This window comes from Kribbella sp. NPDC051936, from assembly GCF_040680955.1.
In the GTDB taxonomy this organism is placed as follows: domain Bacteria; phylum Actinomycetota; class Actinomycetes; order Propionibacteriales; family Kribbellaceae; genus Kribbella.
This window is the reverse complement of sequence record NZ_JBFAXS010000005.1, coordinates 450,550-473,358: the sequence shown is the minus strand read 5'-3', so window position 1 is coordinate 473,358 and position 22,809 is coordinate 450,550. Positions and strand designations below refer to the sequence as shown.

Here is a 22,809-nt window from a genome sequence, read left to right as displayed (position 1 = left end):
ACCTCCCCCTCGCCCTCCAGGAGCGCAACCGTGCCGTCCACCGTCGACAGTCAGCTGATCGCCGCCGCCTGGAAGAACGACGTGGCCGAGGCCAAGCGCCTGATCGCCGCGGGCGCGGACGTCAACGCGGTCGACGACACCGTCCAGAGCGCGTTCCTGATCGCCGCCAGCGAGGGCTACCTGGAGCTGCTCGACCTGACGCTGGCCCACGGTGCCGACGTCCGCAGCCTCGACAGCTACCACGGCACGGCGCTCATCCGGGCCGCCGAGCGTGGTCATGCCGCCGTGGTCGGCCGGTTGATCAAGGCCGGCGTAGCGGTCGATCACGTCAACAACCTCGGCTGGACCGCCTTGCACGAGGCGGTGCTGCTCGGCAAGGGCACCCCGCAGTACGTCGACACTGTCCGGCTGCTGATCGCGGGTGGAGCCGATCGCGCCAAGCGTGCCGTCAACGACGGCGCCACACCGGTCCAGGCCGCCAAGGACCGCGGCCAGACAGCCGTCAGCGCCGTCCTCGACACCCAGGCGAAGGCTGACGCGCTGCTGGACGCTGCGGCGTCGGGTGACGCCAACAAGGTCGCCGCAGCGCTGGCTGCCGGCGCTCCGATCGAGTCCCGCGATGACCACCGCCGTACGGCGCTGTTGCTCGCCTCGCTCAACGACCGGGTCGACGTGGCGAGGCTGCTCGTTGCGCTCGGCGCGGATCCCGACGCGCAGGACGACCGGCAGGACTCCGCCTGGCTCGTCACCGGCGTCACCGGGAGTGTCGCGATGCTGGAGACCCTGCTGCCCGCGAACCCGGATCTGACCCTGCGGAATCGGTTCGGCGGCATCTCGGTCATCCCGGCCGGCGAACGCGGCCACGTCGACTACGTCCGGCGGGTCGTCCAGACCAAGATCAACGTCAACCACGTGAACAATCTCGGCTGGACCGCCCTGCTGGAGGCGATCATCCTCGGCAAGGGCACGCAGCAATGGCAGGAGATCGTGAAGATCCTCGTCGGCGCGGGCGCGGATCCCAACCTGGCCGATGCCGACGGCGTCAGCCCGCTCCGGCACGCCGAGTCCCGCGGGTATGACGAGATCGCCAAGACCCTCCGCGCCGCAGGAGCCCGCTAGCTAGCGGTCGCGGGTCAGACAGCGGGATGGGAGCTCGAACCAGCGGAGGTGATCGAAATCGGTGTTGACACTGCCCTCGGAGTCGGTGCGGTCCTGCTGACAGGTGGACAGCAGGTCGCGGGCCTCGGCGAGGTAGTCGTCGAGGGCGGACTCCGGCGCCGTGTGGTCGTGGCGCGGGTACCGGAGCTTGCCGTCGGCGTCGTAGCCGACCTGGGAGAGCCGCATCGGCGGCTCGACCGGGCCGCGATGGTGCCGCCACAGGCCGTTGGCCGGGTCGAAGCGGTAGTCGCCGAGCAGCCGCCAGCCGTCCCGGGCGACGAGTTTGACGGCCTCGACGACGTACGCGAACACCGCCTCGGAGATGAAGTAGTTGAAGTTGACCCGCACCCAGCCGGGCTTGATCCCCTCACAGCCGTGCATGATTTCGTGCTCGAACTCGTGGGACCTGTCCAGATCGATCCCGAGCAGCGCATGCCCGTACGGCCCGGCGCACGAGCAGCCGCCCCGCGACTGGATGCCGAACAGGTCGTTCAGCAGCGCGACCACGAAGTTGTGGTGCAGGTACCGCCCCGAGGGCGCCTTGACCACGAACGACACGATCGACAGCCGCTCGGCGTCCAGGTTGCCGAGGATCTGCAGGTTCGGCTCGGCCGTCCAGGCCGCGACCGCGCGCCGCAGGTAGGCATCCTCGTGGGCGCGGATCACATCGATCCCGACCGCCTGCTTCAGCTGGAAGGCCAGCCCGGCGCGGATCGAGCCGATGATCGCCGGCGTACCGCCCTCCTCGCGGTGCACCGGGTCGTCCAGATACCGGTGCTCGAGCGGATTCACGTAGGCGACCGTGCCGCCGCCCGGCACATCGGGCACCCGGTTGCGGAGCAGCTCGCGGCGCGCGACCAGCACGCCGGGTGTGCCCGGGCCGCCGATCAGTTTGTGCGGGCTGAGAAAGATCGCGTCCTTGTACGACAACGGGTCCTGGTCGCGCCCGCCGTACATGTCGATCTCGACGTACGGCGCCGCCGCGGCGCAGTCCCAGAACGAGAGCGCGCCGTAGCGATGCAGCAGCGCCGACAGCCGCTGCGTGTTGCTGACGATGCCGGTCACGTTGCTCGCCGCCGAGAACGAACCGATCTTCAGCGGCCGGTCGGCGTACTCCCGCAGTCTCGACTCGAGCTGGTCGATGTCGATGTGGCCGTCCGCGTCCTGGGAGATCACCACCACGTCGGCGATCGACTCGCGCCAGGGCAGCTCGTTCGAATGGTGCTCGTAGGGGCCGATGAAGACGACCGGGCGCTCGTCGCGCGGGATCCGGTCGGTCAGGTGATACCGGTCGTCGAGCTCGGCGGGGATCCGCAGGCCCATGATCCCGATCAGCTTGTCGATCGCCCCGGTCGCGCCCGAGCCGCAGAAGATCAGCGCGGTCTCGTCGTCACCGCCGACGCTGGTGTGGATGATGCGCCGGGCGTCCTCGCGCAGCCGGGTCGTCTGCAGCCCGGTCCCGCTCGACTCGGTGTGCGTGTTCGCGTACCGCGGGAGGACCTCCTCGCGGATGAAATCCTCCAGGAACGTCAGCGCTCGCCCGGAGGCGGTGTAGTCGGCGTAGGTGACGCGCCGCGGACCGTACGGCCCCGGCATCACCTGGTCGTCACCGATCACCGACGCCCGGATCCGTCGCAGCAACGGCGACTCCGGCGGCATCTCCGCCTGCTCCCCCTGGATACCCATGTCTCAGAGTATGGCGCGGACGTGACCTGCGTCTCGGTGATCGCTGCGCGCCTCGTGGATAAGGTCGGTGCAGTCGACGGCGAGGAGTGGGGATGACGTTTTCCAGCGAGCTGTGGAACCGCGGGGCCGCCTCCGTGTACGACGAGATCGTCCGGCACCCGTTCATCACCGGCCTGACCGACGGGACCCTCGACCACGACGCGTTCCGGTACTTCATCATCCAGGACAGCCACTACCTCCGGGCGTACTCGCGAGCGCTCAGCCTGATCGCCGGACGCGCCCTGGACGAGGACGCGGTCAGCATGTTCGCGCTGCACGCCGCCAACGCGATAGCTGTCGAGCGTGAGCTCCACACGTCGCTGCTGGCGTCCCTGGGGCTGACGGCGGCGGACGTCGACGCAGCCGGCTCGGGTCCCACCACCACGGCGTACATGTCCTATCTGACCGCCGTGTGCGCCACCGGGACGTACGCCGAGGCAGTGGCCGCTGTCCTGCCCTGCTACTGGATCTACCGCGACGTGGGGCGTGAGCTGCTCAAGCGGTCGTCCCCCGACCCGGCGTACCGGAAATGGATCGAGACGTACGGCTCGGAGGAGTTCGACGCTGTTGTCGAGTCAGTACTCGCCGTCACGGACGGACTGGACGTCGGAGCAGCTGAGCGGGAACGCTGTCATCAGCACTTCGCCATGACGTGCCGCTATGAATGGATGTTCTGGGACGCCGCGTACAACAAACTCGATTGGCCGGTGGGATGAAGGACTTCTACGACGTCGTGATTGTCGGCGGCGGGCACAACGGGCTCGTCGCGGCCGCGTATCTGGCCCAGTCCGGGCTCTCTACCCTCGTCCTCGAGCAGCAGGCGCACACCGGCGGCGCCGCGGTCAGTCAGCGCGTGTTCCCAGGCGTGGACGCCCGGCTGTCGCGCTACTCGTACCTGGTCAGCCTGCTGCCCGACAAGATCGTGGCCGACCTGGGCCTCGGTCTCGAGCTCCGGTCCAGGACAGTCGCGTCGTACACCCCGGTACGCCGTGACGGGCGCGACGTCGGTCTCATGGTCGAGCGTCGCGAGGGGGTGGCCACCCGTGCGTCGTTCGCTGCACTGACCGGCAGTGACGCGGAGTACGACGCGTGGGCGGCGTTCTACGGCGCGGTCGGCTCAGTGGCCGCTGCTGTCGCTCCCACGCTGCTGGAGCCGCTCAGGACGGCGGCTGACCTCCGCTCCCGCGTCGACGGCGCGTTGTGGGACGAGCTGGTCGAGCGGCCGCTCGGCGAGACCATCGAACGGCGCTTCACCGACGACACCGTCCGCGGGGTGGTCGCGACCGACGCCATCATCGGCACGTTCGCCGGGCTGCACGACGAGTCACTGATCCAGAACCGGTGCTTCCTGTACCACCTGATCGGCAACGGCACCGGCGAGTGGCGGGTGCCGGTGGGCGGTATGGGAGCGGTCACCGACGCCCTCGCGGCAGCAGCACGACGCGCCGGCGCCTCCCTGGTCACCGACGCGGCAGTCACCTCGGTCCAAGTCGACGGGACCCGCGGATCGGTCACCTGGCTCGGCGGTGACGGTGAGCGATCCGTCGACTGCTCCTGGGTGCTCTCGAACGTCGCCCCGTCGACACTGGCCACGCTGCGCGGTCAGACCGGTGTCGAGAAGCCGGAGGGGTCGCAGCTGAAGGTCAACCTGCTGCTGAACCACCTCCCCGCGCTCAAGTCGGGTGACGACCCGGCACAGGCCTTCGCCGGCACGTTCCACATCGACGAGGACTACAGCCAGCTCGAGGTCGCGTACCGCTCCGCCGCGGCGGGCGAGCTGCCCGCCGTACCTCCGTCGGAGGTGTACTGCCACTCGCTGACCGACCCGTCGATCCTCTCCCCCGACCTGATTGCCTCCGGCCACCACACCCTCACCGTGTTCGGCGTGCACTTCCCCGCCCGGTTGTTTGCCTCCGACAACGATTCGGCCCGGGCCGAGTCCGTACGCCGGGTGCTCGCCGGACTCCAGTCGTACCTCGCGGAACCCCTCGAGGACTGCATTGCCCGGGACGCCGACGGCAACCTGTGCGTCGAGGCCAAGACGCCGTACGACATCGAGGAATCGGTCGGCATGCCCGGCGGCCACATCTTCCACGGCGACCTCCAATGGCCCTGGGCCACCGACCCCGCCGACGCCGGCCGCTGGGGCACCGAAACCGACGTCCCGAACCTCCTCATCTGCGGCTCCGGCGCCCGCCGAGGCGGCGCAGTCTCCGGCCTCGGCGGCCACAACGCAGCCATGACCATCCTCACCCGCTAACCGATTTCGCATCTCCCCGATCCCCCTGCTACGATCCTCTTCGTTCGAAGGCAACACCAAGCGCCGCTAGCTCAATTGGCAGAGCAGCTGACTCTTAATCAGCGGGTTCGGGGTTCGAGTCCCTGGCGGCGCACAAAAGCCCAGGTCACCTAGGTGCCCTGGGCTTCCTCATGTCCGGCGCGGGCCTTTTACGTGCCCCTTTGCCAGAGGATCCCTACCCAGCGAGCACCCGCCTTCGTGTTCGGGTCGGCTCTTGACCTTCGAATTGATCGTGACTGTGTGTCACATCACATCGTTGCCGGAATCTCGGCCAGCGTCGAGAGAACTGACGACAGGGGCAGGCCCGTCGCATACCGAGCCACGTCGCGCACACTGAGCCGCAGCCAGCTCGCTCATCGAGCACGCGGCGACGGCATGGTCGTTGTGATCCGAGTTTTGCGCGACTTGCTCCGCACCAACGGTACGACCCCGTGACACCGCGCCTTCGACCGCCGCCTCCGCGTCAGCTCTCGGAACTCGCGGGCAGCCGGAGACGGGCCAGTAGAGTTGCGCCCGGAGGGGATCGACACATGGTGATGGGAAATCAGGACATCGGCGCCTGGGACGCGGAGTTGCACCGGTCCGGCCGAGTGATCTTCGCGGTCCGGCGGGCGCTGGCCTTCGGCGGGCTGGTTGTCGTGCTGACGCTGGCCGGCATCCCGATCGTCTCGGTCGTCCGGGACCTCGACACCCGCGGCACCTGGTTCACGATCCGCGTGGGGCTCCTCGCCGTACTCCTCGCCGCCTGCATCGCGCTCGCCGTCCTGTTTCTCCTCGGCCACCCGCGAGTCACCGTCAACGCCCGCGGCGTCCGCTTCGCTTGGTGGCGGCAGATCCCGTGGTCCGAGTTCGAGGGCACCACCCTCGTCACACCCACCAGCGGCCTCGCCGCCCCCTACCTGACCATCACCTCCACCCGCGGCACCAAACTCCACATCCCTCAAACCAACGTCGAAGACCTCAGCGCCTTCGCCGCCTGGCTCACCAAACTCCACACCCAACACCACCTGACGACCAACAGCTGAGCGCGCTGAGGCGCCGAGGTGGGAGTGGACGATCCAGCCGAACCTGTCCCGCGCCTGCCAGGCCTTCAGGAACGTCTCCTGAACGAAGGTCCTCCGCTTCACAGAACGAGCCCAGCGACGTCGTCGTCCTCAGCGGGCAGAGACCGCTCGATCAGAACGGGCAGCTCGTCGGTACCACGATCGAGGAGCAGACCCGTGCAACGCTGGACAACCGGCGCCGGTTGCTGGCCGCCGAAAGCATGAACCTGTGCTCTTCCGCGTCAACGCGTACCTTCTGGACCTGGCCGAGCGGGACGCCTTCAGCCAGGAATACGAACGGCACCGCTGACCGCCCGCACCGCCGTCGGCGTCGACCTGCTGCTGGGCATGCCTGTCGAGCTGGACCTGCGGGCGGCACCGTGAGACGTCCGCGCAGTGCGATTTCCACGACCGGGTCTCACGGGTCGCGCTGCTCCCGATCGGTGCCGTCGAGCAGCACAGCCGGCACCTGCCACTCGGTACCGACTCCCTGATCGCCGAAACTGGTTGCCCACGGCACCGAGACCGCGCCGCCCGGGAAGGCTCTCTTGCTGCCCACGGTGAGCGTCGGCGCCAGTGATCACCACCTCGTCATGCCCGGCACCGTCTCCGTCGCCGACTCGATCACGCGCCAGTTCACCACCTTGGCACGGAGCGCTGGCGTCCCCCCGCTTCCTGATCCTCAACGGCCACGGCGGCAACCAGCCCGCTCTGCGCCTCGCACCCGAGCAGCTTCACGCCGCCGAGCCCGGACTGGCCGGCTACGGCTGCGACTACTGGACGCTGATGTTAGACCAGCTCGATCGCGCGAAGTCGCCGACAACCTCGACTGGCCCCGAACCAGAGGCGACCACCAACTCGTCCAAACCTCGTCGGCACCTACGGATCGACCTCGACCATCTCCACGGCCTGCGCGCCCAAGTCCACGACGCCGTCCAGCCAGCCGAATCCGACAAACTCGTCTGCATCCGCTCCCACCCCCTCCGCAAAACCACCGCAGCCGCCCAAGCCCTGCAAGACGCTTTCGATGACCCAGGTCTGCCGTGAAGCCGATGGCCTCGAAGCTGTCCACAACATCGGCGGTGCTGACACCGTCCACAGCGGAGGGCTCCGATATCGCCTCTGACTTGGGGATTTGTTGCTCAACCCCACTCATTGGTGTTCGACGATTGTCAGCGTTCGACGGAGCAGGCGCAGCGGCTTGAATGAATGTCCCGACCGTCAGCGCGCTTCGAGTAGCGATTTCAGGCGGGCTAGGTCCTTCTGGTTGGCGCGACGCATCGCGGCGGACATCAACGGCGCCGCGACGCCGGCGAATCCCGACGGTTCGCCTCGATTGCGCAGTGACATGTGTGTGGACCTGTCGGTGACAGCCGACCACTGGTAGCTGGTCTCCATCGGGAACGGTCCTTGCGCCGTCCGCATCACCAAACGCTGCTGCGGAACCAGCTCGATGACCTCGTAGGTATAGGCGAGACGCCGCCCCAGGAAATGCGCGACAAAATCCATCCGCGACCCGACAGCGACCGGCGGCTCGGTCTGCCACTCGACCGACTCGATGTTGGCGTACCACTCCGATGCGTTCGACGGGTCCCCGACGTATTCGGCCACGACACCGACCGGCCGGTTGATGACGATCTCGGTCACGACATCGACGGCCATCGATCCTCCTGGTGCACAGCGCCCGCTCGTCTCCTGAAACCAACGGTGCACGCTTCAACCCACAACTGTCGAGGCAGCCTGTTCTTCGAGGAACGTCCTGGCCGGTTCGGTTCTGGCCACAGCCGCGCCGCGGGCGTAAGCGCTCGCGGCCTCGGCGCGCATTCCGAGTTGGCTCAGCATGCGGCCTCGCGCCGCGTGCAGTACGTGATATCCGACGAGCTCATCGGCAAGTGTGTCCAGGATGACCAGCCCAGCCTCCGGCCCCTGTAACTCGGCGACAGCGATGGCCCGGTTCAAGGCGACAACAGGTGTCGGCATCACCGTGAGCAACCGGTCGTAGAAGCGGACGATCGCGGCCCAGTCGGTGTCCTCGTACCGGGCGGACGCGCAGTGCAGCGCCTGGATCGCGGCCTGTAGCTGGAAAGGTCCGAGGCGGCGTCGGCGTAGGCAGGACAGCACGAGCGTCTGCCCCTCGTCGATCAGGGCGTGGTCCCACAGCGAGCGATCCTGGTCCTGGAGCAGCACTCCGATCCCCTGATCACCACGCGCGGGCTTGCGCGCGTCGTTCAGCAGCATCAGCGCAAGCAGACCGGCAGGCTCAGGCTCGGCGGGCACGAGGCCCACCAGCCGCCGGGTCAGCCGGATCGCATCGGTACACAGGTACGCGCGATCGCGGTCATCAGCGCCGGTGTTGTACACGAGGTACAAGACCGAGAGCACAGCACGAAGCCGTCCGGGCAACTCGGCGTCGCCCGGAATGCGATATGGGATGCCGGCTGCCTTGATCTTGTACTTCGCCCGTACCAGGCGCTTCGACATCGTCTCCTCGCCGACCAGGAAGCCCGAAGCCAGCTCCGGCAGCGTAAGACCGGCGACGAGCCGCAGCGTCAGCGCCACCTGATGCTCGCCTCTCAGGGCCGGATGGCAGCAAGTGAACATCAGCCTCAGCTGATCGTCCCCGGACGTCTCGGGTCCATGCAGCCGGTCGGCCGCGATGTCTCTGGCCAGCTCGCGTCCGCGGGCGTTCCGCCGTACGACGTCGACCGCGCGGTGCCGGGCCGTCGTCACGATCCATCCGGCCGGATTCCCCGGTACACCGTCGCGCGGCCACCGATCCATCGCGGTCACGAAAGCATCCTGTACGGCGTCCTCGGCCAGGCCGATGTCCCCGAACAGCCGGACCAGCGTGGCCACGGCCGGGCCGTGCGCGTCGCGGAACGCTCGCTCGACGTCCTCCACCCTCGGCCCCGTCCACCTCGCCCGTCAGAGTCCGGCCTGCACGCGACCTGTCGCCCTGAACGGCCGCACCTCGATATCGTGGTCGATCGCCTCGACCACCTTCTCCGCCCACGCCAGCGCCGCGTCCAGATCCGCGGCGTTGATGACGTAGAACCCGCCGACATGCTCCTTCGCCTCGACGAAGGGACCGTCGGTGGTCACCTTGTCGAGGCCTGTGCCGCCCCGGACCACGGTCGCCGCATCGGAGCCATGGAGCGCTCCGCCGAACACAAACGCGCCTGCCGCGTCCATCTCCTCCTCGAGCGCGATCACCCGGCCCATGAAGGCGTGCATGTCCTCAGGCGTCGCAGGCGCGCGTCGCCCACCGTCGTACACCGACAACAAGTACTGGTTCATCACCGCACCTCGACTCTGCGGGACCGTCCCGCTCCGTACTTCCGACGAAAGACGGGCACCCGATCAGGACACCTCAGCATCTCAATCTTCTGCCAACTCCGACATAGGGTTGTCGCGAGCGGCCGGGACTGTTGAACCGGCCCGCCACACCGGAGGGCGCATCGCAGAACGAAGGACCGACCCATGACCCACCCCACTGCCGGCAGCTTCGCCTGGTTCGAGGTCGCGACCGACGACCCGGACAGCGCCCAGAAGTTCTACGGCAGCCTGTTCGACTGGACCTTCGACGCCGACGGCCCCGCGGCGTCGGGCGGCATGGACTACCGCAACATCTCGCCCTCGGCCCCGGCGCCCCAGCCTTCGCCTGCCTGCGCGACCCCTCGGGCAACCAGTTCGGTGTCTTCACCCCACCGGCAGCCTGATGTCTCCTGACCCGGCAGGCCGGCCCTCGCCGGAGAAGTCCGGCGAGGACGCCGGCCGTGATCTGTACGACGCCCTCACCGACGCCCTGCTCTACGATCCGGCCATCGGCCGCTCGACCATGATGGGCTACCCCTGCGTGCGCCTCGCGGGCCAGTTCCTCGCGTCGTACGATGCCGCGAGCGGTCTCGTCGTCAAACTGCCGGCCTCCCGGGTATCCGAACTCGTCGACGCCGGCGACGGGATCCCGTTCGCCCCCGCCGGCAAGGTCTTCCGCGAATGGGTCGCGCTCCCCGCCGTCGACCGGGACCTCTGGCGCAACCTACTCGACGAGGCAGTGGCCTTCGCCCGAGCATCCCTCGACTGACGCTGACTGCCACGCCGGGTCGGCACAACCTGTGGGTAGTCCGCCCCACGGTTGTGCCGACCCGGCCGTCTAGAGGGATGCCGCCGAAGGCTGCGTGGACGCGGTCAGGTCCGCGAGAACTCCGCGATAGGCCTTCTCGAAGCCGGCGATGCCGTTGTCCTCGAGGGTGCGTCCCACCGCCGTCATATCGATTCCGGCAGCCGCCAGTCGCTGCATGATGCGGGCGGCCTCCGGGACGCCGTTGTCCACGGTACGAGCGATCGTGCCGTGATCCTCGAAGGCCTCGATGGTTGCCTCGGGCAAAGTCGTGACGGTCTCGGGGCCGATGAGTTGCTCCACATAGCGGGTATCGCGGTCCGCCGGGTTCTTGGTGGACTCGAGGCCCACAGCGGCCGCTGGACATCCGCGCCCAGGACGGCGAGCCGGTGCCAGCGTCTGGTGGAGAACCGTTCGGTGAACATCCGGTAGGCGAGCTTGGCCTGCGCGACCGCCGCCTGGCCGCGCAAGGCGAGCGCCTCGTCGGTGCCGAGCGCCTCGAGTCGCTGGTCGACTTCGACGTCCACCCGGCTGACGAAGAACGAGGCGACGCTGCTGACAGTCGAAGGATCGCCGCCGTTCGCGGTGAACTTCTCCAACCCGGCCAGGTACGCCTCGATGATCTCGGCGTACCGAGACAGGGAGAACAACAGCGTGACATTGATGCTGGCGCCCTCGGCGGTCAACGTTTCGACGGCGGACACGCCTTCCGCAGTTGCAGGGATCTTGACGAGCAGATTGGGTTGGGCCAGGCGATCGTGCAACCACCGCGCGGCGGCGATCGTGCCGGGCGCATCGTGGGCAACCTCGGGAGACACCTCCACAGAGACGAACCCGTCAGCGCAGTCACCCGCGTCGAAGACCGGTCGCAGGATGGTGAGGGCCTGGTCGGTGTCGGAGATCACCAACTCCCAGTAGGCCTCCTGCACCGACTTGCCGGCCGCCGTCAGCGCGGCGAACTGTTCGTCGTAGTCGTGGGAGCCGGTGATACTCCGAGCGAAGATCGTCGGGTTCGCGGTGACACCTCGGATCCCGTTGTCGACCATTCGTGCCAGGGTTCCGTCACGCAGGGCAGCGCGGGTGAGGTTGTCCAGCCAGGGACTCTGCCCGCAGTAGCTGTAGAGATGTTCCAGCTTGGTCATCGCATTCTCGATCTTCCCCGGCCTACGCCGGAGTCGTAGTTGGCTATTTGTCCATGTCGTGGAGCAGGTCGTCCCAGTCGATGCGGGCACAGCCTGCCGCGCCGTCGCCCACGACGAACCGGCTAGGGTCTCCAGCTGCTCGAGGTCCAGAAGCGAGCCACGCCGCCATACCGTGGTGGTACGGCGCTCGATCTCGTCGAGATACGCCCGGCGCTCGTCGACGATCCGCAGCCGCTGCGCGGGTGAGCCGGCCTTTTGCAGAGCCGAGAAGCTGACCCGCCAGGCCAGGCAGAGCGCTTCGTCGCTCAGGGCGTCAGGCGCGGTGTGAGGCCTCATGTCCAAGCCAGACCCGGTTCTCGTCATCGGTAGTACCGCAGGCTCCGAGGCTCGGTCGGCGGGGTCCGGCCGGTGAGGGTGCCCAGGCCAATGAACGAAAGCGTGCCGGCGGCGCTGAGGGCTGCGCGGCGGCCGATGATGCGTCGTCGCTCCAGCGCAGGCCTGGGCGGTTCGTCCGGGTTCGCCAAGACGACCATGGCCACCACTCGACCCATGAGGGCAGCGAGGGCAACGAGCAGCGCGACGTTCGAGAGTGACCAAGTGAACGCCATGACGGCTCCCGCGACGCCCAGCACACTACTGAAAACCAGCCAGAGGACTCGATAGGCTTTCATGGCGTTTTCGCCTGCGTTGTAGCGCTGGTTCGGAGGACGACTGGTTGGTCCACGACAACCTCCTTGTTTCGTGCAGCCCCAACCTTGCCTCCGACGACGAACAATTTGTACGGTGCCGACCGGCGAACTGAGGTCGTTCTCATCGCCGACGTCCGGCAATCAGGGGTACGTGACGTGCGGACCGACACGTTCAATCGGCGAGCCTGGGTCAACGGGTCAGAACCGCCTGAATGAGGTCGACAATGGCGGCCTGGTCCCGGACCAGGACCCGGTACACGAGCATGTCTCGTGCGTCGACGACCGCGGTATCGAGTCGCAACCGGTCGGCCGGCGTCAGCGCCTCCCGCGCCTCTTCGTAGGAGGCGCGATGCCGTACGAGCCGCGATCGCCTGTTCGCGGCGGAACCCGGCCAGCGCGGCCCACCGGATCGGCTCATTCCACTCCCCTCGAGCCCGGCCGCAGACAGGTACTGAGCCATGTCCCTGTAGAGCATTCTTGCCGGACGTCGGCCATAAGGACGATCACAGGTTCGCCGATCACCGCACTACCTGTCGCAGCGCTGGAACGGCACAGTCGAAATCGCAGGTACCGGACAGCTGAATCGGAGCGGCGACGATGACGAAGGCGATCGCAGTGAACAATCGGCGTCGTCGACCGGTTCTCGTCGGGATCGACGGGTCGGTGTCGGCGCAGGGCGCCCTGTCCTGGGCCGCTGCCGAGGCGGCGTCGCGACACTGCCCGCTGCACATCGTGCACGCCTTCAGCTGGCCGGTGATCGGCAACGCCCTGGAGATGGGCTTCACCGTGGACACGAACCTCGGCCTGCGGTCGGCCGCCGAGTGGGTCCTCGCCGAGGCGGCGGCGCAGGCACGCGAACTGGCCCCTGATATCAAGGTCACGACTGCCCTGATCGCCGGTCCCGCCACGCCGACGCTGCTCAGCCAAGCGCAGGATGCCGATCTGGTGGTCGTCGGAGGCCGGGGCGTCGGTGGCTTCCGCGGACTGCTCGTCGGGTCGGTGAGCGCCGCCATCGCAGCCCACGCCTCGTGCCCGGTGGTCGTCGTTCACCCGCATGCACACGGTACGGCGTTCTCCGCCTCACCGACCGGGCAGATCGTGGTCGGCGTCGACGGCTCGGAGCTCTCGGCCGCGGCACTCCGCTTCGCCTTCCAGCAGGCGGTGCGCCGCCGGATCGGCGTCACCGCCGTACACGCCGCGAGGCCGACTCGAGGCGACGCGGCACTCCGCGTTCCCCCCGAGATCGTCGATCAGGTCGAGCGGCAACTGTTCGCCGAAGCGATGCAGAGCAAACGCGTTCTGGTCCCGGGCATCGACGTCCGCACGAAGCTCATGCACGGGCACCCCGCACAGACACTGATCGACGCATCGATCGCCGCGGAAATGGTCGTGGTCGGGTCGCGCGGCCGCGGTGGCTTCGCCGGCATGTTGCTGGGTTCGGTCAGCCAGGCCGTGCTGCAACACGCCGTCTGCCCCGTCGCTGTCGTCCGGCCGTACAGCCCGCCGTCGGTCGTCGCGCCTTCCCCTGGGCGTCTTCGGCTGGCGGCGGGCACGGCTCGCGACGGAATTTCGGACCTGAAGGAGCTGTCGTGACACCGACACCGCAGGGCCTGCCGGAGAGCCTCGGTCTGCACAGCCAGCTGCTCGATCTGGACCCGTCCGAGACCCAGGAATGGCTGGAATCGCTGGACCAGGTGGTCGATCACGCTGGGCAGAACAGGGCCCGGTACCTGCTGCTCAGCATCCTGCAACGGGCGCGCGACCGGCGTGTAGGTGTCGCGAATCTGCGCAGTACCGACTACATCAACACGATCGCTCCCGATGCCGAGCCCGAGTTCCCAGGCGACGAACACATCGAGCGGCGAATCCGGGCCTACAACCGCTGGAACGCCGCCGTCATGGTCCATCGTGCGCAGCGACCCGGCGTCGGCGTCGGCGGGCACATCTCCACCTACGCGTCCGCGGCGGCGCTTTTCGAGGTCGGGTTCAACCACTTCTTCCACGGCTCCGAAGCACCTGGGGGCACCGACCAGATCTACTTCCAGGGACACGCCTCTCCCGGCATCTATGCGCGAGCGTTCCTGGAAGGCCGGCTCAGCAGTGACCAGCTCGACGGGTTCCGGCAGGAACTCTCCCACGCCGGTAACGGCGGCGGATTGCCTTCGTACCCGCACCCACGGCTGATGCCGGACTTCTGGGAGTTCCCGACCGTGTCGATGGGACTCGGACCGATCAACGCGATCTACCAGGCCCGCTTCAACCGCTACTTGTACAACCGCGGCCTCAAGGACACCAGCCGGCAGCGCGTCTGGGCGTTCCTCGGCGACGGCGAGATGGACGAACCCGAGGCCCTCGGCGCCATCGGCGTCGCCGCCCGCGAGGAGCTCGACAACCTCACGTTCGTCGTCAACTGCAACCTGCAGCGCCTCGACGGCCCGGTGCGGGGCAACGGCAAGATCATCCAGGAACTGGAGTCGTACTTCCGCGGCGCCGGCTGGAACGTCATCAAGGTGATCTGGGGCCGCGAGTGGGATCCGCTGCTGGCCAACGACACCGACGGTGCGCTGCTGAACCTGATGAACACCACGCCGGACGGGGACTTCCAGACCTACAAGGCCGAGTCCGGCGCGTTCGTCCGTGAGCACTTCTTCGGCCGCGACCCGCGCACCGCCGCCATGGTCGAACATCTGTCCGACAACGAGATCTGGAATCTCAAGCGCGGCGGGCACGACTACCGCAAGTTGTACGCCGCCTATCGGGCCGCGACCGAGCACACCGGGCAGCCGACGGTGATCCTGGCCAAGACCATCAAGGGCTGGACACTGGGGTCCCATTTCGAGGGCCGCAACTCGACCCATCAGATGAAGAAGCTGACGCTCGACGATCTCAAGGCCTTCCGGGACCGGTTGTTCCTCGAGATTCCCGACTCGGCGCTGGATGCGCTCAAGCCGCCGTACTTCCGGCCGCCGCAGAACTCGCCGGAACTGGAGTATCTGCACGAGCGGCGCCGCGCACTGGGCGGTTACCTACCGGCCCGCCGAGTCAGCAGTACGCCGCTTGCGCTGCCCGCCGAGACGGCGTACGCGATCGCGCGCCGCGGCTCGGGACGGCAAGCGGTCGCCACCACGATGGCGTTCGTCCGCCTGCTCAAGGACCTGATGAAAGACCCTCAGATGGGTCACCGGTTCGTGCCGATCATCCCCGACGAGGCCCGCACGTTCGGGCTGGACTCCCTGTTCCCGTCCAAGAAGATCTACTCACCGCACGGCCAGACCTACCTGTCGGTGGACCGGGACCAGATGCTCAGCTACCAGGAGGACATTCACGGCGTCCTTCTGCACGAGGGCATCACCGAGGCCGGTTGCGCCGCGTCCTGGACCGCGGCCGGCACGTCGTACGCGACGCACGGCGAGCCGATGATCCCGCTGTACATCTTCTATTCGATGTTCGGGTTCCAGCGCACCGGCGACCAGCTCTGGGCCGCGGCCGACCAGATGACCCGCGGGTTCCTCCTCGGCGCCACCGCCGGTCGCACCACTCTCAACGGCGAAGGTCTTCAGCACCAGGACGGCCATTCGTTGCTGCTGGCGTCGACCAACCCCGCGTGCATCGCGTACGACGCCGCCTTCGCGTTCGAGCTCGGCCACATCACCGCCGACGCGCTGCGGCGAATGTACGGCGAACCGCGACCCGGCGAGGACCAGAACGTCTTCTACTACCTCACCCTGTACAACGAACCGATCCTGCAACCGGCCGAGCCCGACGGTGTCGACGTCGACGGCATCCTCGCCGGCATGCACCGCTACTCCCCCGCCCCGGACGGCGCCGGGCCGAACGCTCAGATCCTTGCCTCCGGCATCGCCGTGCCCTGGGCGCTGGAAGCGCAACGCCTCCTGCACGACGACTGGAGGGTACAGGCCGACGTCTGGTCGGTGACGTCATGGACGCAACTACGTCGAGACGCTCTCGCCGTCGAGGACTGGAATCTGTCACATCCTGACCAGGCTCCCCGCGTTCCCTACGTCACGCAGCGGCTCAGCGAGACCGTCGGCCCCGTGCTGGCCGTATCGGACTGGATGCGCGCGGTTCCTGACCAGATCGCCCCGTTCGTCCTCAGCCCGTGGGCGTCGCTCGGCACCGACGGATTCGGCCACTCCGACACCCGAGCAGCGCTCCGCCGCCACTTCGAGATCGACGCGCAGGCGATCGTCGTACGGACGCTGCAGCAACTGGCCGACTGTGGAGAAGTGGACGAGTCGGTCCCAGCGGCGGCCAGAACGATCTACCTGACCGCGCAGGAGTAGGCGGTCACCGAACACCCAGAAGTACATCGGCGCTGTTGAAGGAGCAGATCATGAGCACTGAAGGGCACACCGCCCACACACCCAGCCGGGAGACACTGTCCGATCCGGCCTACCAGGCCTTCGTGGTCCTGCGAACCGTCTTCACCGTTGCCCCGATCGTGTTCGGTCTCGACAAGTTCGCCAACCTGCTCACCGACTGGCCGGCGTACCTCGCCCCATGGATCAACGACATCGTCCCCGGCTCAGGTCAGGACGCCATGTACTTCATCGGCGTCATCGAGATCGCCGCCGGCGTCGCCGTCGCCCTGATCCCCCGGTATGGCGCACTGCTCGTCGCAGCCTGGCTCGCGGGCATCATCTTGAACCTGCTCACCCTCTCGGGCTTCTACGACGTCGCCCTGCGCGACTTCGGCCTGCTGGTCGCCGCCGTTGCGCTCGCTCGCCTCGCTGCCAAATACGCGCCGGTCTCAACGGAGAAGAAGAAGTGATCGTCCTGTACGTACTACTCGTAGCCATGGCTGTCGGCCTGATCGCCGCGGCGTCATGTGTCCGCGTGGTGAAGCAGTTCGAACGTGGCGTCGTGTATCGGTTCGGCCGGGTGCGTGCCGAGGTTCGCCCGCCCGGTCTCGCCTTGCTGGTGCCGATCGCCGACCGGCTGCAGAAGGTCAACATGCAGATCATCACGATGCCGGTCCCTGCGCAGGACGGCATCACGCGCGACAACGTGACGGTTCGAGTCGACGCTGTCGTCTACTTCAACGTGGTCGATCCGGTACGCGCGGCGGTCGACGTCGAGGACTACATCTCGGCTGTCGGCCAGGTTGCGCAGACGTCGCTGCGCTCGATCATCGGCAAGAGCGAACTCGACGACCTGCTGTCCAACAGGGAGCGCCTCAACCAGGGTATGGAACTGATGATCGACAGCCCGGCACTGGACTGGGGCGTGCACATCGAACGAGTAGAAATCAAGGACGTCGCGCTGCCGGAGACGATGAAGCGATCCATGTCCCGCCAGGCCGAGGCCGAACGCGAGCGCCGGGCCCGCATCATCACCGCGGACGGCGAGTTGCAGGCCTCGGAGAAGCTGGGCCAAGCCGCCGAGGTGATGACTGAGCATCCGGCGGCACTGCAACTCCGTCTGCTCCAGACCGTCGTCGAGGTCGCCGCGGAGAAGAACTCCACGCTGGTGCTGCCCTTCCCCGTCGAGCTGCTCCGGTTTCTCGAGAGATCCACACCGGCCGAGAGCCCCCAGCCCGCTACTGCCGAGGATCCCGCCACGAACGCGGTCACCTCGTCCGAGCTGTCGAACGGCCGCGAGATCGCGCAGTCATCACCGGACGCGGAGCCCGGCTCCTCAGGACGGCTGCAGCCGACCGGTCGCAGCGCGCCGTTGCCGGAGATCGGCAACGGTGCGGCCGCCGGTGCAGTTATGTCGTAACGCGATATACTTGGATGAGTGCCGGGCTCTCCCGGTGAACGACTGAGGACGTGATCACATGCCGTCTGACGCGATGCGCGACGCCCACGCCGCTGAGCCGTTGACGAAGGCGGATTTCGAGGCGCTGGCCCGCTTCCGTTTCGGCATCCGCCGGTACCTGCGCTTCAGCGAGCAGGCCGTCCGCGAGCACGGACTGACCCCGCAGCAGTACCAGTTGCTGCTGGCCTTGAAGGGGTTCCCCGGCCGCGAGTGGGCCACGATGAGCGAACTGGCCGATCGCCTGCAACTGCGCCATCACAGCGTCGGCGAACTGGTGAACCGGGCGCAGGCGCAGAACCTCGTGACCAGGGCATCGCACCCTACGGACGCCAGGGTGGTCCGGGTGCAGTTGACGCGGCACGGCGAGCGGGCGTTGGCACAGCTGAGCGCACTCCACCGTGACGAGCTTCGACGCATGGGCACCGCCCTCGCCGTACCCGACTGGAGTGAGGCCGCCGAAGAGGTCGGCACGGCCCGCCACACGGTGCGGGTTCGCAGGATCTACGACCCGGCCGATGCCGGCGACGGCACCCGGGTCCTGGTGGATCGGGTGTGGCCGCGCGGGATCCGGAAGGAAGCAGCCGCTGTCGACGAGTGGGCCAGGGACGTTGCACCGTCCACCGAGCTCCGGAAGTGGTACGGGCACGTGCCGGAGAAGTTCGCGCAGTTCGAGGAGCGCTACCGCGATGAGCTGGCCACCCAGGCCGGCCGAGCCGCGCTGGAGCACCTGCGCACACTGGCAGAACGCGATGACCTGACCTTGGTGACGGCGACCAGGGACGTGGACCACAGCCAGGCGGCGGTTCTCGCCCGGCTGCTGAATGAGCCGCGTTGACCTCTAACGAGAGCTGGCCAGCTCGCCGGACTACTGCCCGGGTCGATTCCTGATCTGCAGGCCTGGCCGACGGCGATGGACGGTCAGGTACGACAGGCCCTCGCCGCCGGCGATGAGGCTGCGGGTCGAACCGCGGGGCAGCCAGACGACATTGCCGTCGGCAAGCGTCTGCTCTCCCTCGGGCGTAGTGGCGATGCCGCCACCGGCGACGACGACGAGTACGACGTCGAGGTCCGGCTCGGTATGGGTGTCCACGCGATGACCGGCAGGTAGGTGGATGAGATTCGCGTCGAGCTGGCGTCCTGGCTCGGCAAGAGCCCATCGGGCACCGGACGGCACGGGCGAATCGCCGACGAGTTGATGCACGTCGGCGAGGACCCGGAGCCGCGGCTGCTCTGCTGGCAAGCCGGCCCCTGGCTGGTCAGGCATCTGCGGCGACCCGGCCGATGCGGACCCGCCACTCCTCCGGGCCGGCTTGCAGGTAGTCCCAGCTGAAGCGACCGGAGAACCTCGACTCGAACTCCCGGCGCAATGGCTTGGGGTCATGGCTGTTCACCAAGACGAAGGACTCACCAGGCGCCAGCCGCGCGTAGCGCGCGAAGACGCGCGGATGACGGCCGCCGCGTGCGATCTGCCGGACATCGATGACCGCCTGCGGGTCTGCGACCACGAGCGAAGGATCGACGTCGGCCAGCTTGGCGAGGACGGGCAGCACCGACTCCTCGAGCCGGAGGTAGAGATTCAGTGCTCCGGCGATCATCGTGCCGATCCGGAGCGCTTCGCTCGGACTGGCGACAGCCAGGTCGTTGATCTGCTGGTTGAGCACCGCGCTGCCGACGCGAAGGGCGTCCGCCAGTTGGCGCGTCTCGGCAACCCTTGACGCCGGGGCGTACAGGTCGCGATCGGCGCCGGCCAGATAGCCGCGCAGCTCGTGACGGCAGAAGTCGACCAGCTCAGCGGTCAGCCGCGGCTCCGAGTCCGTCGTCAGCTCGGCCAGCCGTTGGCGCAATCGCTGGTGGGCCTCCCGCACCGCTGCCCGGGCGATGACCGCCGGATCCGTCTCGGTCGCCTGGATGAAGATCTCCGCAGCCGACATGGTGCCACTCTCCTCGACGTCGCTGTTTTCAATAATTATTACATGTGCTATTTGTATTAATTACAAGCCGCTGTGAGGGAGTTCGCTGTGACCTACGTGATCGCGCTGCCGTGTGTAGACCTCAAGGACCGCGCCTGCGTCGAGGAGTGCCCGGTCGACTGCATCTACGAAGGTGGGCGATCGCTTTACATCCATCCCGAGGAGTGCGTTGACTGCGGCGCCTGCGAACCGGTGTGCCCGGTCGAGGCGATCTTCTACGAAGACGATCTGCCCGAGCAATGGAAGGAGTACCAGACCGCCAACGCGGGATTCTTCGACGATCTCGGCTCTCCCGGCGGCGCCTCGAAGCTGGGCGTGATCGCACATGACCACCCCCTCGTTGCGGCGCTTCCGCCGCAGGAGCAGGCAAGCTGACCTCCATGACCAGGACTGCGCAGGCGTCAGGCGACCAGCCGCGCCGACAGGCGATGCTCGAAGCCCTCCGAAGCTCTGGGGCACCGTTGGGTGTCACCGAACTCGCTGAACGGCTCGGCATCCACCCCAATACGGTCCGGTTCCACCTCGACGCGCTCGTAGCGGAGGGGCTGGTCGACCGCCGGCTCGAGGAGCCGACCGGGCGTGGCCGGCCTCGCACCGTGCACACACCACATCCAGGGATGGATCGCGGAGGGCGACGTCAGTATCAGTTATTGGCCAAGATCCTGCTCGGTCAGCTGTCCACAGCTCCCGATGCCGGCGCCGCGGCGGAGGCCGCCGGCCGCAACTGGGGCGGCTATCTCGTCGAGCAGATCCCCCCGCCACGTCAGCCTGACATCGCCGAGGCCACCCAGCGGCTGAACGCGATGATGACCGACCTGGGATTCGCCCCAGAACCCGACGGTGATCCGGCCGAGCGCATCAGACTGCGGCACTGCCCCTTCTTGGAACTCGCGGAGGAGTACTCCGCCACGTTGTGCCCGCTGCATCTGGGACTGATGCGAGGCGCACTCACCGAGATCCACGCACCGATCGAGGCGACCCGCCTGGAACCGTTCGCCGAGCCTGATGCCTGCATCGTGCACCTCTCCAGCCGCCGGCCGAACGCGGGTGCCCGCCCGCATCGACGCGAGCAGAGGAGCACCTGATGTACCTGACCAGGATCGGCACCACGCCCCCGGTGCCGGACACCCATCCCCGCAGGTCCGACGATCGAAGTCCCGGTCGGCGCCGAGACCTCTGACAAGATCGCCTGGTCCAGATCTGGATCCCGCCCGGCGGCGGCCTTCCCGAACACGACCACGGGCCGTCCGAAACCGTCCTCGTTCACATCTCCGGCGCGATCGAGCTACACCAAGGCGACCAGCAGCACCGGCTCGCCCCTGGTGCCGTCGCGCAGCCATAGCCACCGCCGCCGTCTTCATCTGGCTCGGCAGTGGTGCTCGCGATCGCGCTCGCGAGGATCGTCGCAGCACGGCCGAGCGTCCCCGTCGCGGTTCTCACGGCGGCGACCGTCATCATCCTGGCCGGACAGCTCGTCGCGATCCGTCCCCGGCCGAACCGGCGCACCGACCGGATCCTGGCCGGTCGGCACGCACCCCGCTCGGGCATGCACCTGTACTACGTCGGTCTCGAAGCAGGCAAGGTACTCGCGCTGGCGGCACTCGGAACCTGCCTCCTCGTCGCGGTGTGCTAGACCATGACGTGTGCGGCCAAGGGAACCGACACGTCCGCGAGCTGGACCGGATCGACGCGGTGCCGGCCGCGGATCAGTTCTTCGACAGGCCCGATCCCGTCGTCCCACAAGTTGACCTGCATCCCTGCCACGACCCGGTCACCGGCCAGCCAGAACGCGTGAAATGCATGCCCGGCGATATCGCCGCGGGTGACGAGACGGTCGTACCCGGCCGGCCCGAGCCAGCCGGTGAACTCCATCCCGACGTCGTACTGGTCGGTGAAGAAGTACGGAAGCTTGTCGTACGCGACCCGCTGACCAAGCATTGCCCGGGCCGCGACGGGTGCACCGTGCAACGCATTGGCCCAGTGTTCGCTCCGAAGGTGCCCGCCATAGAAGGGACGATACGAGTTCGCGACATCGCCCACGGCATAGATGTCGGAGTCCTGACTGCGCAGCATCTCGTCGACGACGATCCCGTTGTCGCAGCTCAGCCCAGCCTGCTCCGCAAGCTCGATGTTCGGCACCGCGCCAATCCCCACGACGACCGCATCGGCCGCGAACTCACTGCCGTCCTGGGTCCGGACCCCACGTAAATGGCCCGTTCCCCACAGCTCGGTGACACCCTGACTCAGCCGCAGATCGACACCGTGGCGCCGGTGCAGCCCAGCGAAGAACGCGCCCATTTCACTTCCGAGGGCCGCGCGGAGGGGTTGCCGCTGGGGATCGATCACGGTCACATCACAGCCGGACTCACGGGCCGCGGCGGCCGTCTCCAGGCCGATCCAGCCGCCGCCCACGACGACGATGCGGCCACCGGTGCGGATCGTCTCACGCAACCGGTCGGAATCCTCGACCCGGCGCAGGTAGTGCACCCCCTCGAGATCGGCGCCCGGCACCTGAAGGCGGCGGGGAGACGAGCCTGTTGCCAACAACAACTTCGCGTAGCCGATCCGCTCGCCGGTATCGAGCTCCACCTGGCGGCCGGGGCGGTTCAGTGAAGTCACGCGCCGGCCGAGCAGCAGCTCCACCGAATGTTCGGCGTACCAGGACTCCTCGTGGACATAGATCTTCGCGCGCTCATCGGTGCCCAGCAGATAGCCCTTCGACAACGGCGGCCGCTCGTACGGCAAGTCGGTCTCGTCACCGATCAGGACGATCCGTCCGGTGAAGCCCTGCTCCCGCAGCGTCTGAGCCGCTGTCGCTCCGGCCAGGCTCGCGCCGACGATGACGTAGGTGGGTTCGTTGCTCATGATGACCTTTCCGCTCC

Annotated in this window: 26 protein-coding genes, 1 tRNA gene and 1 pseudogene; 17 read left to right on the top strand and 11 right to left on the bottom strand. The window is 67.8% G+C overall.

All coding sequences use genetic code 11. The features are described from left to right. Positions 1–30 precede the first annotated feature (30 nt). The gene (locus AB0L64_RS19945) at positions 31–1,119 is read left to right on the top strand and encodes an ankyrin repeat domain-containing protein (RefSeq protein WP_363711984.1); all 1,089 of its coding nucleotides are present in this window, start codon (positions 31–33) and stop codon (positions 1,117–1,119) included. Here the strand turns inward: AB0L64_RS19945 and AB0L64_RS19940 are convergent, their stop codons facing one another. Continuing rightward, positions 1,120–2,844 (bottom strand): aminotransferase class V-fold PLP-dependent enzyme, encoded by a 1,725-nt coding sequence (locus AB0L64_RS19940; RefSeq protein WP_363711982.1) that lies wholly within the window; start codon positions 2,842–2,844, stop codon positions 1,120–1,122. Positions 2,845–2,936: 92 nt separating this feature from the next. Between AB0L64_RS19940 and tenA the strand changes: the two genes are divergently transcribed. From tenA to AB0L64_RS19910, 6 genes are all read left to right on the top strand, one after another. Beyond that, positions 2,937–3,599 (top strand): thiaminase II, encoded by a 663-nt coding sequence (gene tenA / locus AB0L64_RS19935; RefSeq protein WP_363711980.1) that lies wholly within the window; start codon positions 2,937–2,939, stop codon positions 3,597–3,599. Next, positions 3,596–5,143, top strand: coding sequence for an NAD(P)/FAD-dependent oxidoreductase (locus AB0L64_RS19930; protein ID WP_363711978.1), 1,548 nt, complete (start codon positions 3,596–3,598; stop codon positions 5,141–5,143). Before tenA ends, AB0L64_RS19930 begins: the two co-directional genes overlap by 4 nt. A gap of 60 nt (positions 5,144–5,203) precedes the next feature. Further along, positions 5,204–5,276: transfer RNA gene (locus AB0L64_RS19925), tRNA-Lys, on the top strand. Positions 5,277–5,712: 436 nt separating this feature from the next. After that, the gene (locus AB0L64_RS19920; protein WP_363711976.1) at positions 5,713–6,207 is read left to right on the top strand and encodes a hypothetical protein; all 495 of its coding nucleotides are present in this window, start codon (positions 5,713–5,715) and stop codon (positions 6,205–6,207) included. Between the two features lie 370 nt (positions 6,208–6,577). After that, on the top strand, positions 6,578–6,805 hold the full coding sequence (locus tag AB0L64_RS19915) for a creatininase family protein (RefSeq protein WP_363712372.1): 228 nt from the start codon (positions 6,578–6,580) through the stop codon (positions 6,803–6,805). Next, on the top strand, positions 6,802–7,272 hold the full coding sequence (locus AB0L64_RS19910; protein ID WP_363711974.1) for a hypothetical protein: 471 nt from the start codon (positions 6,802–6,804) through the stop codon (positions 7,270–7,272). The genes AB0L64_RS19915 and AB0L64_RS19910 overlap by 4 nt, the downstream gene beginning before the upstream one ends. A 174-nt stretch (positions 7,273–7,446) precedes the next feature. Here the strand turns inward: AB0L64_RS19910 and AB0L64_RS19905 are convergent, their stop codons facing one another. The 3 genes from AB0L64_RS19905 to AB0L64_RS19895 are packed head-to-tail and all read right to left on the bottom strand — an operon-like array spanning position 7,447 to position 9,522. Beyond that, on the bottom strand, positions 7,447–7,887 hold the full coding sequence (locus tag AB0L64_RS19905) for an SRPBCC family protein (RefSeq protein ID WP_363711972.1): 441 nt from the start codon (positions 7,885–7,887) through the stop codon (positions 7,447–7,449). Positions 7,888–7,941: 54 nt separating this feature from the next. Beyond that, positions 7,942–9,126 (bottom strand): DUF6596 domain-containing protein, encoded by a 1,185-nt coding sequence (locus tag AB0L64_RS19900; RefSeq protein WP_363711970.1) that lies wholly within the window; start codon positions 9,124–9,126, stop codon positions 7,942–7,944. 24 nt (positions 9,127–9,150) lie between these two features. Further along, positions 9,151–9,522 (bottom strand): YciI family protein, encoded by a 372-nt coding sequence (locus AB0L64_RS19895; RefSeq protein WP_363711968.1) that lies wholly within the window; start codon positions 9,520–9,522, stop codon positions 9,151–9,153. A gap of 183 nt (positions 9,523–9,705) precedes the next feature. Between AB0L64_RS19895 and AB0L64_RS19890 the strand changes: the two genes are divergently transcribed. Together AB0L64_RS19890 and AB0L64_RS19885 are read left to right on the top strand one after the other, a co-directional pair. After that, positions 9,706–9,954, top strand: coding sequence for a hypothetical protein (locus AB0L64_RS19890; RefSeq protein WP_363711966.1), 249 nt, complete (start codon positions 9,706–9,708; stop codon positions 9,952–9,954). Next, a complete protein-coding gene (locus AB0L64_RS19885) occupies positions 9,944–10,309 on the top strand; it encodes a hypothetical protein (RefSeq protein ID WP_363711964.1) in 366 nt (121 codons plus the stop codon). Before AB0L64_RS19890 ends, AB0L64_RS19885 begins: the two co-directional genes overlap by 11 nt. A gap of 69 nt (positions 10,310–10,378) precedes the next feature. Here the strand turns inward: AB0L64_RS19885 and AB0L64_RS19880 are convergent, their stop codons facing one another. From AB0L64_RS19880 to AB0L64_RS19865, 4 genes and pseudogenes are all read right to left on the bottom strand, one after another. Further along, a complete protein-coding gene (locus AB0L64_RS19880; RefSeq protein WP_363711962.1) occupies positions 10,379–10,648 on the bottom strand; it encodes a transaldolase family protein in 270 nt (89 codons plus the stop codon). 95 nt (positions 10,649–10,743) lie between these two features. Then, positions 10,744–11,391 (bottom strand): annotated as a pseudogene (locus AB0L64_RS19875) (transaldolase family protein); the annotation flags it as partial. Positions 11,392–11,846: 455 nt separating this feature from the next. After that, a complete protein-coding gene (locus AB0L64_RS19870; RefSeq protein WP_363711960.1) occupies positions 11,847–12,095 on the bottom strand; it encodes a hypothetical protein in 249 nt (82 codons plus the stop codon). A 271-nt stretch (positions 12,096–12,366) separates the two neighbouring features. Then, entirely contained in the window at positions 12,367–12,594 is a 228-nt protein-coding gene (locus AB0L64_RS19865; RefSeq protein ID WP_363711958.1) for a hypothetical protein, read from the bottom strand. Between the two features lie 179 nt (positions 12,595–12,773). Here AB0L64_RS19865 and AB0L64_RS19860 point away from each other — a divergent pair, with 179 nt between their 5' ends. Genes AB0L64_RS19860 through AB0L64_RS19840 form a run of 5 tightly spaced genes read left to right on the top strand, consistent with a single transcriptional unit; the run spans position 12,774 to position 18,792 of the window. Then, the gene (locus AB0L64_RS19860; RefSeq protein ID WP_363711956.1) at positions 12,774–13,769 is read left to right on the top strand and encodes a universal stress protein; all 996 of its coding nucleotides are present in this window, start codon (positions 12,774–12,776) and stop codon (positions 13,767–13,769) included. Continuing rightward, positions 13,766–16,480, top strand: coding sequence for a pyruvate dehydrogenase (acetyl-transferring), homodimeric type (aceE, locus tag AB0L64_RS19855; RefSeq protein WP_363711955.1), 2,715 nt, complete (start codon positions 13,766–13,768; stop codon positions 16,478–16,480). The genes AB0L64_RS19860 and aceE overlap by 4 nt, the downstream gene beginning before the upstream one ends. Before the next feature lie 50 nt (positions 16,481–16,530). After that, positions 16,531–16,968 carry a hypothetical protein gene (locus AB0L64_RS19850; protein ID WP_363711953.1) on the top strand — a complete coding sequence of 146 codons (438 nt, stop codon included), beginning with the start codon at positions 16,531–16,533 and terminating at the stop codon, positions 16,966–16,968. Continuing rightward, the gene (locus AB0L64_RS19845; protein ID WP_363711951.1) at positions 16,965–17,918 is read left to right on the top strand and encodes a slipin family protein; all 954 of its coding nucleotides are present in this window, start codon (positions 16,965–16,967) and stop codon (positions 17,916–17,918) included. Before AB0L64_RS19850 ends, AB0L64_RS19845 begins: the two co-directional genes overlap by 4 nt. Before the next feature lie 58 nt (positions 17,919–17,976). Next, the gene (locus tag AB0L64_RS19840; protein ID WP_363711949.1) at positions 17,977–18,792 is read left to right on the top strand and encodes a DUF488 family protein; all 816 of its coding nucleotides are present in this window, start codon (positions 17,977–17,979) and stop codon (positions 18,790–18,792) included. Between the two features lie 30 nt (positions 18,793–18,822). Here the strand turns inward: AB0L64_RS19840 and AB0L64_RS19835 are convergent, their stop codons facing one another. Together AB0L64_RS19835 and AB0L64_RS19830 are read right to left on the bottom strand one after the other, a co-directional pair. Continuing rightward, positions 18,823–19,197, bottom strand: coding sequence for a hypothetical protein (locus tag AB0L64_RS19835; protein WP_363711947.1), 375 nt, complete (start codon positions 19,195–19,197; stop codon positions 18,823–18,825). Between the two features lie 16 nt (positions 19,198–19,213). Next, a complete protein-coding gene (locus tag AB0L64_RS19830; protein ID WP_363711945.1) occupies positions 19,214–19,888 on the bottom strand; it encodes a DUF2249 domain-containing protein in 675 nt (224 codons plus the stop codon). Positions 19,889–19,975: 87 nt separating this feature from the next. Between AB0L64_RS19830 and fdxA the strand changes: the two genes are divergently transcribed. From fdxA to AB0L64_RS19815, 3 genes are all read left to right on the top strand, one after another. Then, positions 19,976–20,302 carry a ferredoxin gene (gene fdxA, locus AB0L64_RS19825; RefSeq protein ID WP_359924744.1) on the top strand — a complete coding sequence of 109 codons (327 nt, stop codon included), beginning with the start codon at positions 19,976–19,978 and terminating at the stop codon, positions 20,300–20,302. 5 nt (positions 20,303–20,307) lie between these two features. After that, the gene (locus AB0L64_RS19820; RefSeq protein WP_363711942.1) at positions 20,308–21,012 is read left to right on the top strand and encodes a helix-turn-helix domain-containing protein; all 705 of its coding nucleotides are present in this window, start codon (positions 20,308–20,310) and stop codon (positions 21,010–21,012) included. 287 nt (positions 21,013–21,299) lie between these two features. Next, positions 21,300–21,560 (top strand): hypothetical protein, encoded by a 261-nt coding sequence (locus AB0L64_RS19815; protein WP_363711940.1) that lies wholly within the window; start codon positions 21,300–21,302, stop codon positions 21,558–21,560. On the opposite strand, the gene AB0L64_RS19810 is transcribed toward AB0L64_RS19815, so the two are convergent. Continuing rightward, positions 21,557–22,792, bottom strand: coding sequence for an FAD-dependent oxidoreductase (locus tag AB0L64_RS19810; protein ID WP_363711938.1), 1,236 nt, complete (start codon positions 22,790–22,792; stop codon positions 21,557–21,559). The two genes, AB0L64_RS19815 and AB0L64_RS19810, sit on opposite strands and share 4 nt — an antisense overlap. Positions 22,793–22,809: the final 17 nt, after the last annotated feature.